A 15,005-nucleotide genomic window follows, 5' to 3' on the forward strand; every position below is an offset into this window, starting at 1 on the left:
TTTAATTTCGTAAAGTAGAATAGAATAGAGAAGATGTTATCAGGATTCCTGCTAACATCTTTTTTTATGGAAGGTAAGACTTTGAAATTCAAAGATGGTATTGCGAAAGAGTAGAGCAACTTTTATTACTTAGAATAGATGACAAGTTTTAAAAAAACAGTGAAAGTTTATATTGTCCTAATAAAAAAAGTGGGGAATTGCTATTCTCCCTTCATTTTAGAGCGCAAATTTAAAATATTCTGATTTTCATCTACAAATAGTTGAAAGGGTATATATACTCTCATCATTAAATGAAAGCGCTTTGATATAATTGAAGTAAGCGATATATCGTATCTGCAAGTAAACTACTTTATTAGAAAGGAAAAGAGCACGTATGGAACTAGTGGGAAAAATGTTTTCTTTAGAAAACAAAGTGGCGGTTGTGACGGGCGCGGGTTCTGGGATAGGTCTTGCAACGGTGAAGAGATTAGCAAATGCTGGTGCTAAAGTGGTGATTGGTGATATTACAGAACAAGAAGAATTAGCTAAGGAAATTGACGGATTATTTATACGGACAGATGTGAGTAAAGAAGAAGATGTGAGCAGATTTATGGAAACAGCTGAAAAAAAATATGGAAAGATCGACATTGTTATCAACAATGCTGGTATTATTTTCCCAGCGACACCACTGGAAGAATTGGAACAAGAAATGTTTAGACGAACAATTGATGTGAATGCTTTTGGTGTTTTTTATGGGTTGAAGCACGCACCAAAACATATGAAAGATGGGGGAGTGATTTTAAATACGTCGTCTGTTTCAGCCATTTCAGCCATGCCAGGTTATGGTGCTTATGGTGCTTCGAAGGCAATGATTATTATTTTGACTAAAACAGCAGCTATCGAACTTTCACCTCGAAAAATTCGTGTGAATTGTATTTGCCCGACGACAATCGACACACCGCAAGCCAGAGCGGAGGGAACGGACTTGGAATTGGCGCTGTCGTCCATTGGGTACCCGCTGGGAAGAATGGGACAGGCAGAGGAATGTGCGGCTTTATTCCATTTCCTTGCTTCAGACGATTGTCAGTACATTTCTGGAAGCGCTATCAACATCGATGGCGGTTTTTTGGCAGGACCAGCCATAGATTTAATGGACAATGCGCTATCTAATCTAGCAAAAGAAGGAAAAATATAAATGCTTTTCTCAATCTGAAAATGGTAAAAAAGGTTAAGGAGGATGACAATTAGAATGGAAAAAAATGTGAAAAATAGGATTTATCCTTATATGCCAAACACAACACCGGCAATTAGAAATGAAATGATGGATGCCATTGGAATAAAGGATATTTCGGAACTGTTTCAGTGCATTCCGGAGCCTATCAGATATGGCAATAAAGAGTTAGAAATGCCTGATCCTATCACTAATGAAAGAGATCTGCGACGTTTTGTGACAAAAATGTTGGACAAAAATGAAAGCTGTGACGACCATATTAGTTTTCTCGGCGGTGGGGTGGCCCATCATTACGTTCCGGCAATATGCGATGAGTTGGTCAGAAAACCCGAGTGGTATACAACTTTTATGGGACAATACCATGCAGACCCGGGTAAAATTCAAATGTGGTGGGAATACCAATCAATGATTTGTGATTTAGTAGAGATGGAACTTTCAGGATGGCCGGCTCAAGATGGGACCACGGCAGCTTGGGGAGCTATTTTAACTGCGGGAAGGGTTAATCATGGACGTACAGAAGTTTTGATTCCTGAAAATCTTGACCCTCAAAGAATGAATGCCATAGAAGAAGTTTGCCGCACAAAATTGAAAGTGATCAAAGTCAAGATCGAAAATGACACTGGATTGATTGACATGGATGATTTCAAAGCGAAGCTTAACGATAAAACAGCCTGTGTTTATTTCGAAAATCCGACATATTTAGGCAGTATAGAAGTACGCGGTCAGGAAGTTGCAGATCTTGCTCATAACCATGGTGCATTAGTCGTTGTGGCAGTTCATCCGCTTTCTCTTGGAGTTATGGAGACACCTAAAAATTATGGGGCAGATATTATTTGTGGAGAGCTACAGTCTATGGGTGTTCACCTTCAATATGGCGGGGGAATGATTGGATTTATTGCGACTCCATTCGCAGATGAGTGGCTGGCAGAATATCCTTATCTTTCTGTTTCTAGAAATCACACGGTAGTGGAAGACGAAATGGGTTACACTGTTGCCAACATGGGAAATGTTTCCTATGACAGACGTGAAGAATCAGGAGATATCACCAGTACCAACTCTGCTCTTTGGGTTGTCCCTGTTTCGGCTTATTTAGCAACAATGGGTCCTGATGGTCTTAGAGAAATGGGTGAAGTTATCCTTGGGAAGTCCTATTACGCAAAACAAAGATTGAGTGAAATTGAAGGTATTACGTTACCTATCAAAAAGGCAGCAACGTTTATGGAGTTTGTCGTGAATTATGATAAAACAGGAAAAACAGTGAAAGAAATCAACCAGTTGCTTCTTGAAAAAGGAGTTTTTGGCGGTCACGATCTTTCAGATGAGTTTCCTCAGTATGGTCAAAGTGCTTTATTCTGTGTGACTGAAAATGTATCCAAAGAAAACATTGATTATCTTATTGATGTGTTAAAGGAGGTTCTTTAAATGAATTTGACCCAAAAAACAAAGGAACGCATTGATGCTAAGCGAATGATTAATGATAGATGGCGTCAAAGCAAATGGCTGGAGCCTCTTGTTTATGATTTGGGAAGTCCCGGAGAAAGAGGAATCATTGCAGTAGAACTTGAAGAAGAAATCCGAAATGTTGTGGGGGACCCCTTGGACTTGTTGCCGAAAGAAATTTTGAGAAAAACACCTCCACACTTGCCAGAAGTGGGACAACCGCGATTGATGAAACACTATGTGCGATTGTCTCAAGAGTTGACATGTGAGGATAATACGACCATGTTTCCACTGGGAACTTGTACGATGAAGTACAATCCAAAGAGCCATGAGCGTATTGCAGAAACACCACGCTTTACTGAATTGCATCCCCGTCAAGATGAAAAGACCGTTCAGGGAATTTTGGAAATCATGTATAAATTCCAAGATTATCTAAAAGCTATTTCAGGCTTTTCATCAGTTAGTTTGCAGCCGGCCTGTGGTTCACAAGGTGTCTTTACTAATATGCGGATTATTCGATCCTATCAAGAGGACAAAGGTTTTGGGATGGATAAAAAAGACGAAATCATTACTACTGTTTTTTCTCATCCAAGTAACCCAGCGACTCCGGCAATGTCTGGCTACAAAGTTATTACCTTGTATCCTGATGAGACAGGATTCCCTTCTGTGGAAAAATTTAAAGCAGCTATTTCAGAAAGAACAGCTGGTATGATTATCGGGTGTCCAGATGATACAGGAATTTATAATCCGAACATTATGGAAATTACTAAAGCTGTCCATGATGCTGGAGGATTGTGTATCTTGGATTCAGCGAATGCCAATGGCTACTTTGGATGGGCAAGGGCTAAAGAAGCAGGATTCGATATGACCCACTGGAATTTGCACAAGAGCTTTTCTACTCCCCATGGCGGTGCTGGTCCAGGAGCTGGACCGATAGCTGTCAGGGAAGATTTGGCAAAATATCTCCCAACACCAAAAATAAATTTTGATGGTGAAAGATATTATTGGGATTATAACTTGCCATCCAGTGTGGGAGTTGTCAGACCATTCTTTGGCAATACCGGAGTGATTCTTCGTGCGTTTGCTTGGGTAACATCTCTTGGCGGAGAAGGACTGCGTGAAGTGACACAAACGGCCGTTTTGAATAATAATTATTTGCGGATGCTTCTTGAGAAAATTCCTGGCGTTCAGGTGGCTTACGAAACAAAAGACCGGCTTCATGAAATACGTTGGAACTTAAATCAAGTCTATGCGGAAACGGGTGTGAACTCTTTTCAGATGATTGCCCGCATTTGTGATTATGGTGTCGGCGACACATTTCCAAGTCATTTCCCGTATATTGTTGAAAATCCTATTACACCAGAACCTACAGAAACTTATTCCAAAGAAGAAATTGAAGAATATGCTGCGATTGTTAAACGGGTGGTAGAAGAATGTTATGAGACACCTGAAATCGTGATGACAGCACCTCATAATTCAGCTATGCCCCATGTTCCGTGGGAGACAATGTTTGATCCAACCCAAATCGCTCCTTGTCGGACAGTTTGGCTGAAGTTGCAAAAAAAATAATGAGAATCATTCGGCGGATGACAAAACAAGTGGTGTTTTGTCGTCTGTCGAATCATTGCAAATTCATGATGAGAAAGACCTTATTATTTGAAAAAGGATCGGTAAAAATCAATGAAAAAAATCGGTTTTATTGTTAATCCTCTAGCAGGTATCGGGGGAAGTGTAGCTCTTAAAGGAAGCGATGGAGAGGAAATCGTAGAGCGGGCATTTGAATTAGGGGCAGTTTGTAAATCTCCAGAGCGGGCAATATCTGCTTTAAAAAAATTACAGCCGCTCAAGGATAAAATTGAAATTGTGACCTGTCCAGAGGAAATGGGGGAAAATGAAGCCAAATCATGCGGTTTTTTACCAGTGGTCATCGGTTCCTCTTTTCAAAGGAGAACACAAGCATCTGATACCATCCATTTTGCTAAGGAAATGTTAGCTAGGAATGTTGAAATGATACTGTTTGCTGGAGGAGATGGAACGGCTAGGGATATTTATGATGCTGTGGGCACTGAATTACCTGTCGTCGGGATACCTGCAGGAACTAAAATGCATTCAGGAATTTATGCCACTTCTCCAGAAGACGCAGGGGAACTTGCTTTTTTATACTTATCAGGCAAGCAACTAAAAGTAAAAGAGTTAGAAGTCATGGACATCGATGAAGAAGCTTTTCGCCGTGGAGTCGTTAAAGCTAAACTTTACGGCTATTTAAAAATCCCGGATGCTCCCAATTTTACGCAAGGGACAAAAGGGGGAGGGCATCAGGCAGATGATCAATTTTATTTAAAGGGTATTGCCGAGCGTATCGTAACAGAAATGGAACAAGATATTTTTTATTTAGTTGGATCTGGGACAACTTGTCGTGCTATTATGGAAAAAATGGGATTAGAAAATACCTTGCTTGGGGTTGACGTGGTGTTGAATAAAAAATTGGTTATGAAAGACGTCACAGAACATCAGTTATTGGAGTTATTAGAGCAAGGTAAGCAAAGCAAAATAATTGTCACGCCAATTGGAGGACAAGGCTACATTTTTGGAAGAGGTAATCAGCAATTGAGTAGTCGGGTGATACGTAAAGTTGGTATAAAAAATGTGTTAGTGATTGCGACACCTTCTAAAATTCAGTCTCTACCTCAACATCGGTTACATGTGGACACAGGGGAAAAGGAAGTAGATTCGATGCTTAAAGGAGCTGTTCGGGTGATTTCAGCTTTGAATGAAGTCGCGGTTTTAGAAATAGTTTGAATTTGGAGCAGAGTTAATGAGGTGATGAAATCATGGATTCAATGGAAATCAAAGATGCTTTGATACAAGCAGTTAAAGAATTATTAGAAGTATCACACATCCAAAAAGGAGAAATTTTTGTTGTCGGGTGCAGTACAAGCGAAATTTTAGGCAAACAAATCGGCAAAGCTACTAGTAAAGAAACAGCTGTAACAGTTTATAATACGATAAGCTCAATTTTAAAAGAGAAAGGCATCTATCTTGCGGTACAAGGATGCGAGCATATTAACCGCTCTCTGGTGGTTGATAGAGAATGTGCACAAAAACTGGGCTTGTCCATGGTAAATGTTGTTCCTCAATTGAACGCTGGTGGTGGCTTGGCCGTAGCTGCATATGAGGGACTCCAAGACCCTGTCATGGTGGAAGAGGTGTGTGCTGCAGCAGGTATGGACATAGGGGATACTTTAATTGGTATGCATATAAAAAAAGTCGCCATTCCAGTTAGAAGTTCTGTCAAAAAAATTGGGGAGGCACACCTGACAATGGCACGAAGCCGTCTGAAATTAATTGGTGGAGATCGGGCCGTGCATTTTAAAGAATAAAGGGGAAAGGAGATGACTAATGTTAGATAACAAGGATTCTCAGAGTATATGGCTGAATAAATTGAAAAGTAAAGAGCCGATTTTTTGGCTCAATCCGAAACTCGACAATCGTTTATCACCTGAAGTGACTAAAAAAGAGATTGAAGAAGCTTCACAGAGATTGCTGCGTTTTGCTCCTTATATCCAAAAGGTATTTCCTGAAACACAAGAAAGTAATGGGATGATCGAATCTCCTTTGCTCAGTATAGAACCAATGAAGGACTATCTTTCCTCGACAGAAAAAATAACTCTCAGAGGGAAATTGTTTTTGAAATGCGATAATATGCTGCCTATTTCTGGCTCGATCAAAGCTAGAGGTGGGATTTATGAAGTTTTGTATTTGGCTGAAAAACTTGCATTAGCAAAAGGGCTATTGCAATTGACGGATGATTATGCCAAATTAGCTGAGAAGAAGTTTCGTGATTTTTTTTCAGGTTACTCGATTACCGTTGGCTCGACGGGGAATTTGGGACTTAGTATAGGGATTATGGGGGCTAAACTCGGCTTTCGTGTGAGCGTTCATATGTCTGCTGACGCCCGACAGTGGAAGAAAAACCTGCTTCGGCAACATGGAGCACAAGTGGTTGAATATGCAGGTGATTATCAGCAGGCTGTTGATGGTGGGAGAAAGAAATCAGAAAATAATCCCAACGACTTCTTTATAGACGATGAGAACTCCATGACGCTGTTTCTAGGATATGCAACTGCCGCGCGACGTGTAGAGCAGCAATTGAAAGAACAAAAAATAGTTATCGATAGCAGTCATCCTTTGTTTCTTTACTTGCCGTGTGGTGTTGGAGGAGCTCCGGGGGGAATTACTTATGGATTTAAAGAAATTTTTGGTGAACACGTCCACTGTATTTTTGCTGAACCCATACAAGTTCCGAGCATGCTGCTAGGAGTGCTGACAGGCAAACATCATAGAATTTCTGTACAAGATATAGGACTTGATGGAAAAACAGCAGCTGATGGTTTGGCAGTTGGTAGACCATCGAAGTTGGTTGGCAGGATTGTCGGAAACCTTGTGGATGCTTTTTATACTTGTTCTGATGATGACCTGTATGAACTTGTCAATCAACTATACCAAATTCAGGATATTTTTGTGGAACCCTCGGCTGCGGCAGGTTTTCCTGGTGTGTATTTAGCTCATAAAAGTCAGGAGTATATGAATCGATTTACTAAAAAAAGTTTGGATAATGGGACACATATCGTTTGGGCAACTGGCGGGAATATGGTGCCTCAGGCAGAGCGGGAAAAATATCTAAAAATTTAGTATCTTTCAGTGAGAAGTATTTTAATTAATTTTGAAGCCGATAAAAGGTTTTTTTAGCGATGTTAAGAACATCAAGGTTAAGTTTGTTAGGTTCGTTAATCAAGTTGGGGCAGGTGAACAAGCTATCCCTTGAGAGGTATGTTGTGAGGCATCTTGAATTACTACATTCATCTCACAAAGTGGAGGTAAATACTTCGTTTTGGCAAGCTAGGGAAAACTCAACCAATTAAAAAAAAATAAGGTTTACAACAAAAGGAACGAAATCATAAAAGATTTCGTTCCTTAATTTATTTAACCAAGACCTTATAAAACTTCTCAGTTTATCAAAGATTCCAAAGGCTTAAACATGATATAATCATTTCAATGGACATCTTGTTTTCCTAATAAATATATGGAACAAGAACGACAAATCATTTTAAAAAGGAGAGAAAATGAAAAATTTTTATATCAAACAGAAAGTATTTAGCATTGGTGAGAAATTTACAGTGAAGGATGCTTCTGAGAATATCTGTTATCGGATACAGGGCAGTTTTTTTAAAGTCCCCAAAACCTTTTCAATAGAAAACGTTCAAGGAGTCGAAATTGCAACGATTACTAAAAAAATTCTCAGCTTATTGCCGGTTTTTTATGTCAAAATCCGTGGACAGGAAATGATTAAAATCAAAAAAGAGCTGTCTTTATTTAAGTCCAATTACTCCCTATCTGCTCATGGTTTAACTGTAAAAGGGGATTGGTGGGATATGGACTTCGATATTCAAAAAAATAGGAGAAAAGTTGGGTCAGTTCGAAAAAAATGGTTTTCCTGGGGAGATAGTTATGAGGTGTCTGTTTTTGATGAAAGTTTGGAAGAATTGATTATCGCACTGGTTATTGCTATTGACTGTGTCAAAGCAGATGAACAAGCAGCTGCAAGTTCTGCTTCGACTTAACTGTCTGAGATTGAGTGACTTATCACTATAAGTAGGCAAGGTAGGTTTAGAGAAAGAGTGTGAATAATGGACATGGGTCAAGCGGGACTTGACCTATGTCTATTTTTTATGGAATTAAAAGTATAAAATTTTTGACAAGGGGTTGATACATAGCAGCTAACTTTCGTAAAATGGCAAAAACATTAAAACTAAATGGAAATATACTCATAAATTTGTTATGATAAAACTTATACACTAATTAAGGAGGAGTGTCATGAAAATTAAATCAATGGATCCAAACCAATTATTTGAAGTTTTTTTCGATCCGACAAATAATAAAAATGCCCATGTCCAGATGGGGATTATCACTCTCCAGCCTGGTGAAAAAAGCCCTCAGGAAGGGTTTGCCAGACATGACCAAGACGAGTATTCTTTTGTGATCTCAGGAGAGGCACATACTGTTTTGGAAGACGGTCGGGATTTGATTGGCAGAGCAGGAGATGCTCAGTTGATTGAGGCAGGAGAGGCTCATAAAAATTATAATAATGGAGACGTGCCAGCCACAGTTGTCTGGTTTTTAGCTGAAAGGCAATAAAAGGTCATAGGAGGAAAAATTTAAATGAAAAAAATTAAAGGGATAGCCTTGCTGACAATTTGTGTAAGTTTGTTGGTTGGCTGTGGTCCGTCAAAAGAATCAGAAAAAGGAAAAACAGTGTCAAAAGAAAAAACTGCTAGTTTGATGTCTTTGAGTGAATTGACGACTCTAGACGCTGCGGGAATGCTGGATTTTCCGGATGCGATTGCTTTATCAGCGGTTTATGAAGGTTTATATAGTTTAAATGAAAAAGATGAAGTAATACCTGCAGCCGCAAAAGAACTTCCTGAAATTTCAGAAGATGGGCTGACATATACGATTAAGCTTCGGGAAGATATGGAATGGTCCAATGGCGATCCTGTCACAGCTAAAGATTTTGAGTATTCTTGGAAACGGCTGACTGACCCGGAGAATGGTTATATTTATAGCTTTCTAGTTCAAGAAACGATTAAAAATGGTGCTGCTGTGGCTAGCGGAGAGATGCCCGTAGATGAATTAGGTGTGGAAGCTGTTGATGAGCTGACCTTGAAAGTAGAATTATTTGAGCCGAAGCCGTTCTTTACTTCACTACTGACGTTTCCAACCTTCTTACCTCAAAATGAAAATGCTGTTGAAGAGTTTGTAGACAACTATGGAACAAGCGGAGATACTGTTGTCTACAATGGTGCATTTACAATAGAAAACTGGTCGCAAACAGATACCACTTGGGAATTACATAAGAATGACAGTTACTGGGATACTGGAAATGTTGCTATGGATGTCATTTATTATCAAACGGTCAAAGAGCCTTCAACTGCGATCAATCTTTTTGAAGACGGCAGTTTGGACTTGGCTTTTTTAAGCGGGACACTGGCACAGATGAATCAGGATCATGAAGCGTTTAAAACCTATCCCACATCAACGATGAATTACATCCGTTTGAATCAAAAACGCGGCGATAAAGAGACACCTTTAGCAAATGAAAATCTTCGTAAAGCTCTAGCTTTAGGGATTGATAAAGAAACTTTGATTAATAATGTGATAGCAGATGGTTCTGTTCCTTTGTATGGCATGATCACTGAAGGGTTTGTCAAAAATCCATCCACAGATGTTGATTTTCGTAAAGATGCTGGAGATTTGATGAAATTTAACAAGGCTGAAGCGCAAAAATATTGGCAGGCAGCGCAAAAAGAACTGGGTGAAACTATTACTCTGGACTTGATGACCACTGATGCGGACAACTATAAAAAACTGGGAGAGAGTTTGCAGGGAGAATGGCAGAATCTTTTTGAAGGTTTAACGGTGGAGGTGCGTTCATTGCCAACAGAATCAGCATTGAATCTCAGTCGTGAAAGTGATTATGACATGTTTCTGATTTATTGGGCACCGGACTACCAAGATCCTATTTCAACTCTAAACATGTTATATACAGGAAATGACCGGAACTATTCAAATGCAAAATATGATGAATTGTTGGATAAAGCGTCAAAAGATTATGCATTAGATTTGGATAAACGATGGGAAACGTTGATTGAGGCTGAGAGAGTAGCCATCGAAGACACTGCTGGGATGATTGTTCTAAGTCAGAATCAGCAGACGGTTCTCCAAAATCCAGCTTTGGAAGGTGTGACTTTCCATACTTTTGCAGCGCAATTAAGTTTAAAAGATTTGAAATAGAGAAATAGTTTCAACTGGATTTTGTGTAAAATAACCTGTTAAATGAGCTTGTAAAGAGATGTCTGACAGGTTATTTTACTTTGTTAAAATTTATGTTTTAAGACAATCAAACGTTCTGAAGACATATTAACCATTGTCAAAAGCTGATTTTTTTTAAACTGGAGAGCTTTACGATGATAAATTATCATTATCTGAAATATCTATTTTATTATTTAAATTAATGGAAAATAACAACATCAAGTACCTAACCGACAATTGACACAGTTACTTAAAACTATTAACATGGTATGTATAAATATTACTTGAATTAAGGCTACTAAATTTAGGTACGGACGTTAAGGGAAAATTGTTTTATTTGTTGCTGCCATCAAAGACAGGTGTTAATTATTTTTTGAATCAGACTAAGAATTTGCCAAAAGCCCCTTGATATGCAAGGGTTTTTCTTTTTAATTTAAATCACTAAATTTTGAAATCATGTGTTAGCAGATTTTTTCAGAAACTTAAGGGGGAACCATCTATGGAAAGCAGAAAATTATTGGAATTAATGTCTCTAGCCGAAAAATTAAAAAATACGACTAGACACTCTTGGACATCATCAGGGAGACAGGAAAGTGTGGCGGAGCATAGCTGGCGATTAGCATTTATGGCTTTTTTCATGAAGGATGAATTTCCGGAAGTTGATATGGAAAAAGTCATTCTGATGTGCTTGTTTCATGATTTAGGTGAGGCTGTCACAGGAGACATTCCTACATTTAATAAGACAAAAAATGATGAAATCACAGAGAACAAAGAAATCCAATATTTTTTGAATACTTTGCCTAAAATGTACAAAGATGAACTTGCACCATTGTTCAAAGAGATGGATGAACAATTAACTTTGGAAGCAAAGCTCTATAAAGCTTTAGATAAACTGGAAGTTTTGATCCAACATAATGAATCTGATCTTTCTACATGGATTCCGCTAGAATATGAACTGAATTTAACACATGGAGACAAGGAAGTGGCCTTCTCTGACTATTTAAAAGGTTTAAGAAAAATTATAAAAGAAGATACAGTTAAAAAGATCGAAGAAGAAAAGAATTTGTAAATTTAAACTCCTAACCTAAAACAGCTTGAAACGTAAAGATATCTATCGTTTCAAGCTATTTGTTTTTCAAAAAGTTATTCACATGTTGAGGAGTATCATTGTTTTTTTGTACAACAAGTCGCAGAGCTAAATGAATCTTTTAACGATAAATTTTGAAATAATCCATCTCTCCCCAAAAGTTTTAAAATTGAAGAGTGAACAGCAGTAGACCTGAGTCGGTTAAGTTATTGATATTATGCTTGGTAAAAGCTTCCAGAAAAATTGCATCTCCTTCTTGAAGCGTCAGGGTTTCTTCTTCCAATTCTATTGTAGCTTCGCCTTGAAGTACATAGTTAATTTCACTTAAATTATGGGTGATTTTTTTACCGCTTGAAGAAGACTGGGCATCGATATAAATTTTTGAGATGACCATGTTGTCCGTATGAACTGGAAGATTGAACAGGGTGTTATAGTAAGTAGAATCAGTTTGCCACGGGCTGTATACAGTGTTCTCGGAATTACGGATCACTTTGAACCCACGAGTGATTTTTTCACCTTGTTCTTTTATTTTTGGAGACTCCTTTGCCATTAGTGATGCCACTGAAACGTCTAATGACTTTGCTATTTTTCTTAAAGCTTCTAAAGAAGGACGGTTGACACCTCTTTCGATTTGAGAGAGAAAACTGGCGGAATAGCCGGTTTTAGTCCCCAATTCAGTCAAGGTCATCTCCTTTTCTTTTCGCAAGTTTTTGATTTCTTTAAAGTCCATGATTACATCTCCAGCTTTTTTTCTTTTCGCCTTATTATCCCTAATTAAGTTTGAAAAAACAAGTTAGAATTTAAATTAGAAAGTTTTAATCAAAATTTCATTATAAATATTGACTTTTCTAATCAACGGCTTTACTATTGAACCAATAGTTAAAATTTTATGTCATTTTTAACTTTTCGTTCAAAAGTTGGAGGAGATAATGTGAAGATAACAAAAATCAATGTTGAAAAAAAATTTGTCAAACTAAGGACCCCATTTACTATTTCCTTGGGAACGATTCATGAATCTGTCAGTGCCATCATTGAGATTGAAACAGACGAAGGGATTGTCGGGTACGGGGAAGGTGCACCTGGAATTTTAATTACTGGAGAAACATTAGACGGGACTGTAGAATGTCTCAAAATGTTCGAAAGAGGTTTGATAGGGACTGATCCTACAGATCTTGAAAAAGTTCATGAAATCATGGATCGTATCGCAGCTCATGCCAATTCCGCTAAAGCAGCAATCGACCTTGCGTGTTATGATTTGCTGGGTAAGAAAGCTAATCTGCCTTTGTATAAACTTCTCGGCGGACATGACAACAAAGTTGAAACAGATATGACGATTGGCATTGATGCTCCTGACATTATGGGAGTCAAAGCAAAGGAAGCAATCAGTCAAGGCTTTAACACATTAAAAGTCAAGGTAGGAATGGGCAATGCCCTTGATATAAAACGAATTGAAACAATAAGAAAAAATGTCGGCAAAGATATCAAACTGCGTTTAGATGCGAATCAAGGTTGGAGTGCTAAAGAAGCGGTTCAAATGATTCACCGTTTAGCAGACTATGACATTGAATTAATTGAACAACCTGTTCCATATCATGATATTGAAGGCTTGGCCTATGTGACCAGTCAGTCGCCAATTCCGATCATGTCAGATGAAAGTTGTTTTGATTCCAAGGATGCCTTGCGCCTGATTAAACAACGGGCTGTGGATATTGTCAATATCAAGTTGATGAAATGCGGTGGGCTCTATGAAGCCCAAAAAATCAACAGCATTTGTGAAGCTGCCGGTGTGGAATGTATGGTGGGCTGTATGGTAGAGGAAACAGATTTAGGTGTGACTGCGGGTGCGCATCTCGTTGCCGCTAAGAAAAACATTACCAGAGCAGATTTAGATGCGACTTTTTCATTAGTAGAAACCAATTTTTCTGGTCCTGTACCGCTAGAGGCAACGCCTATTTTATCATTAACAGACCAGCCTGGACTAGGGTTGACGAAAGAGAGGGGAAGTCATTAATGCTATATGATTTAGAATATTTGAGTGTCCCTTTGCCAGAAGATGTGCTCAAACAAAAGAATTATGGAGATTTTAAAGGAGCCACAGCAACGATTGATTCTTTTTTGAAGCGAGATATTCCCGACGCATTGAAGCAGCGTCTGCGAATAGAAAAAGAAATCCTCAAGATGATCGGTATCAATGAGTACCCCTATTCTTGGGAGCAAGCACAAAAAATGATGCAAGATGCTTTAGCTGATTACGATACTTCAGAATTACAAAACCTGAAAGAAGCAGGACTGGTGGACTGGATATACATTGACGGAGAACCACATTTCCAAAGACGTTTTTTACAAACATTGATAAAAACTCAAAAAGACTATCAAGAACGGGCGATACAAACTGAGGATAACAATGGCACAGAACAAGCGAGGCAAAATCAATTAAATGAAAACATCCGATTGATGAAAGAAAAAGGTTCTCGTAAAGTTAAAACGCGGGTAAAAGGTTCAATTAAAGTCAAAAAAGAGTATGAGCGTGTAGGAGAAAAAGTCAAAGTTTATTTGCCTGTACCTCAAGCATGTCAGCAACTCTCTGAGATTAAAATTATCAGTACAAGTCCTGAAGCAGCGTTTATTGCGCCAGAAGATACGGAACAAAGAACAGTTTGCTTTGAGACGGTACTAGAAGAAAATCAAGAATTTTCAGTAGAATACAGTTATATCAATCAATTGAATTATGTCGAGTTAGATCCTGCTCAGGCAGAGCCAATCACAAATGACTCGTTTTTGGAAGAAGAATTGCCTCACATTCAATTTACGCCGTATTTAGAAAAACTTTTAGCTGAATTACTAGAGGGTGAAACCAATCCGATTATACAAGCAAGAAAAATCTATGATTTTATTACGACAAAAGTAAATTATTCTTTTATGAGAGAATATTTCACGATTGAAAACATTTCTGAATATGCTGCTGTTAACTTAAAAGGGGATTGCGGTGTCCAGGCAATTTTATTTATCACTTTATGCCGCATGGCTAAGATTCCGGCAAAGTGGCAGTCTGGATTATATGTCAGCGAATACTATACCGGTTGTCATGACTGGGCACAGTTTTATGTGGCACCTTACGGCTGGGTGTTTGCAGATTTATCCTTTGGCGGTTCAGCTTATCGGATGAATAATTTAGACCGTTGGAATTATTACTTTGGTAATCTTGATATTTTCCGTATGCCAGCAAACAGTGCCATTCAGAAAAATTTTGTCCCTGAAAAAAATACACTTAGAGCCGATCCCATAGACAATCAAAGAGGAGAGTTTGAGTATGAGGGAGAAGGACTGCCTTATGCTTATCTGGAAGTAACGCAGGAAATGATCGAAATGATTGACTTAGACTAGAAGAGATGAATGAAA

Annotated in this window: 13 protein-coding genes; 12 read left to right on the forward strand and 1 reads right to left on the reverse strand. The window is 38.5% G+C overall.

Going from position 1 to position 15,005, the window contains the following annotated elements:
• Positions 1-373: 373 nt before the first annotated feature.
• From CBF29_RS00050 to CBF29_RS00095, 10 genes are all read left to right on the forward strand, one after another.
• Complete coding sequence (locus CBF29_RS00050) at positions 374-1,174, forward strand: SDR family NAD(P)-dependent oxidoreductase (protein ID WP_211334222.1); 801 nt, start codon at positions 374-376, stop codon at positions 1,172-1,174.
• A gap of 54 nt (positions 1,175-1,228) precedes the next feature.
• Positions 1,229-2,632 (forward strand): aminomethyl-transferring glycine dehydrogenase subunit GcvPA, encoded by a 1,404-nt coding sequence (gene gcvPA / locus CBF29_RS00055; RefSeq protein ID WP_170169934.1) that lies wholly within the window; start codon positions 1,229-1,231, stop codon positions 2,630-2,632.
• On the forward strand, positions 2,633-4,219 hold the full coding sequence (gcvPB, locus tag CBF29_RS00060) for an aminomethyl-transferring glycine dehydrogenase subunit GcvPB (RefSeq protein ID WP_126805960.1): 1,587 nt from the start codon (positions 2,633-2,635) through the stop codon (positions 4,217-4,219).
• A gap of 111 nt (positions 4,220-4,330) precedes the next feature.
• A complete protein-coding gene (locus CBF29_RS00065; RefSeq protein ID WP_126805963.1) occupies positions 4,331-5,449 on the forward strand; it encodes an ATP-NAD kinase family protein in 1,119 nt (372 codons plus the stop codon).
• A 32-nt stretch (positions 5,450-5,481) separates the two neighbouring features.
• Positions 5,482-6,030: a TIGR01440 family protein gene (locus CBF29_RS00070; protein ID WP_126805965.1), complete on the forward strand. Its 549-nt coding sequence runs from the start codon at positions 5,482-5,484 to the stop codon at positions 6,028-6,030.
• Between the two features lie 19 nt (positions 6,031-6,049).
• On the forward strand, positions 6,050-7,342 hold the full coding sequence (locus CBF29_RS00075; RefSeq protein ID WP_126805967.1) for a D-serine ammonia-lyase: 1,293 nt from the start codon (positions 6,050-6,052) through the stop codon (positions 7,340-7,342).
• 431 nt (positions 7,343-7,773) lie between these two features.
• Complete coding sequence (locus CBF29_RS00080) at positions 7,774-8,271, forward strand: LURP-one-related/scramblase family protein (RefSeq protein WP_126805969.1); 498 nt, start codon at positions 7,774-7,776, stop codon at positions 8,269-8,271.
• A 253-nt stretch (positions 8,272-8,524) separates the two neighbouring features.
• Positions 8,525-8,845: a cupin domain-containing protein gene (locus CBF29_RS00085; protein WP_170169935.1), complete on the forward strand. Its 321-nt coding sequence runs from the start codon at positions 8,525-8,527 to the stop codon at positions 8,843-8,845.
• A gap of 24 nt (positions 8,846-8,869) precedes the next feature.
• Positions 8,870-10,501: a peptide ABC transporter substrate-binding protein gene (locus CBF29_RS00090; protein ID WP_126805971.1), complete on the forward strand. Its 1,632-nt coding sequence runs from the start codon at positions 8,870-8,872 to the stop codon at positions 10,499-10,501.
• A 517-nt stretch (positions 10,502-11,018) separates the two neighbouring features.
• Positions 11,019-11,588 (forward strand): HD domain-containing protein, encoded by a 570-nt coding sequence (locus tag CBF29_RS00095; protein WP_126805974.1) that lies wholly within the window; start codon positions 11,019-11,021, stop codon positions 11,586-11,588.
• A 181-nt stretch (positions 11,589-11,769) separates the two neighbouring features.
• On the opposite strand, the gene CBF29_RS00100 is transcribed toward CBF29_RS00095, so the two are convergent.
• Positions 11,770-12,336, reverse strand: a complete 567-nt coding sequence (locus CBF29_RS00100; RefSeq protein ID WP_126805976.1) for a helix-turn-helix domain-containing protein — start codon at positions 12,334-12,336, stop codon at positions 11,770-11,772.
• A 201-nt stretch (positions 12,337-12,537) separates the two neighbouring features.
• On the opposite strand from CBF29_RS00100, the gene CBF29_RS00105 reads away from it, so the two are divergent.
• Together CBF29_RS00105 and CBF29_RS00110 are read left to right on the forward strand one after the other, a co-directional pair.
• Positions 12,538-13,617 carry a dipeptide epimerase gene (locus CBF29_RS00105; protein ID WP_126805978.1) on the forward strand — a complete coding sequence of 360 codons (1,080 nt, stop codon included), beginning with the start codon at positions 12,538-12,540 and terminating at the stop codon, positions 13,615-13,617.
• Positions 13,617-14,990, forward strand: a complete 1,374-nt coding sequence (locus tag CBF29_RS00110) for a transglutaminase-like domain-containing protein (RefSeq protein WP_126805981.1) — start codon at positions 13,617-13,619, stop codon at positions 14,988-14,990. Before CBF29_RS00105 ends, CBF29_RS00110 begins: the two co-directional genes overlap by 1 nt.
• The last annotated feature ends 15 nt before the right edge of the window (positions 14,991-15,005 follow it).

The sequence above is a fragment of the Vagococcus elongatus genome (assembly GCF_003987645.1).
GTDB classification, from domain to species: domain Bacteria; phylum Bacillota; class Bacilli; order Lactobacillales; family Vagococcaceae; genus Vagococcus_A; species Vagococcus_A elongatus.

What these genes read in the sequence shown, in the direction of transcription:
- CBF29_RS00070 (WP_126805965.1), top strand. Translation starts at nt 5,482, where the DNA reads ATGGATTCAATGGAAATCAAAGATGCTTTGATACAAGCAGTTAAAGAA.
- gcvPA (WP_170169934.1), top strand. Translation starts at nt 1,229, where the DNA reads ATGGAAAAAAATGTGAAAAATAGGATTTATCCTTATATGCCAAACACA.
- CBF29_RS00050 (WP_211334222.1), top strand. Translation starts at nt 374, where the DNA reads ATGGAACTAGTGGGAAAAATGTTTTCTTTAGAAAACAAAGTGGCGGTT.
- CBF29_RS00095 (WP_126805974.1), top strand. Translation starts at nt 11,019, where the DNA reads ATGGAAAGCAGAAAATTATTGGAATTAATGTCTCTAGCCGAAAAATTA.
- CBF29_RS00100 (WP_126805976.1), bottom strand. Translation starts at nt 12,336, where the DNA reads ATGGACTTTAAAGAAATCAAAAACTTGCGAAAAGAAAAGGAGATGACC.
- CBF29_RS00075 (WP_126805967.1), top strand. Translation starts at nt 6,050, where the DNA reads ATGTTAGATAACAAGGATTCTCAGAGTATATGGCTGAATAAATTGAAA.
- CBF29_RS00110 (WP_126805981.1), top strand. Translation starts at nt 13,617, where the DNA reads ATGCTATATGATTTAGAATATTTGAGTGTCCCTTTGCCAGAAGATGTG.
- gcvPB (WP_126805960.1), top strand. Translation starts at nt 2,633, where the DNA reads ATGAATTTGACCCAAAAAACAAAGGAACGCATTGATGCTAAGCGAATG.
- CBF29_RS00090 (WP_126805971.1), top strand. Translation starts at nt 8,870, where the DNA reads ATGAAAAAAATTAAAGGGATAGCCTTGCTGACAATTTGTGTAAGTTTG.
- CBF29_RS00085 (WP_170169935.1), top strand. Translation starts at nt 8,525, where the DNA reads ATGAAAATTAAATCAATGGATCCAAACCAATTATTTGAAGTTTTTTTC.
- CBF29_RS00080 (WP_126805969.1), top strand. Translation starts at nt 7,774, where the DNA reads ATGAAAAATTTTTATATCAAACAGAAAGTATTTAGCATTGGTGAGAAA.
- CBF29_RS00065 (WP_126805963.1), top strand. Translation starts at nt 4,331, where the DNA reads ATGAAAAAAATCGGTTTTATTGTTAATCCTCTAGCAGGTATCGGGGGA.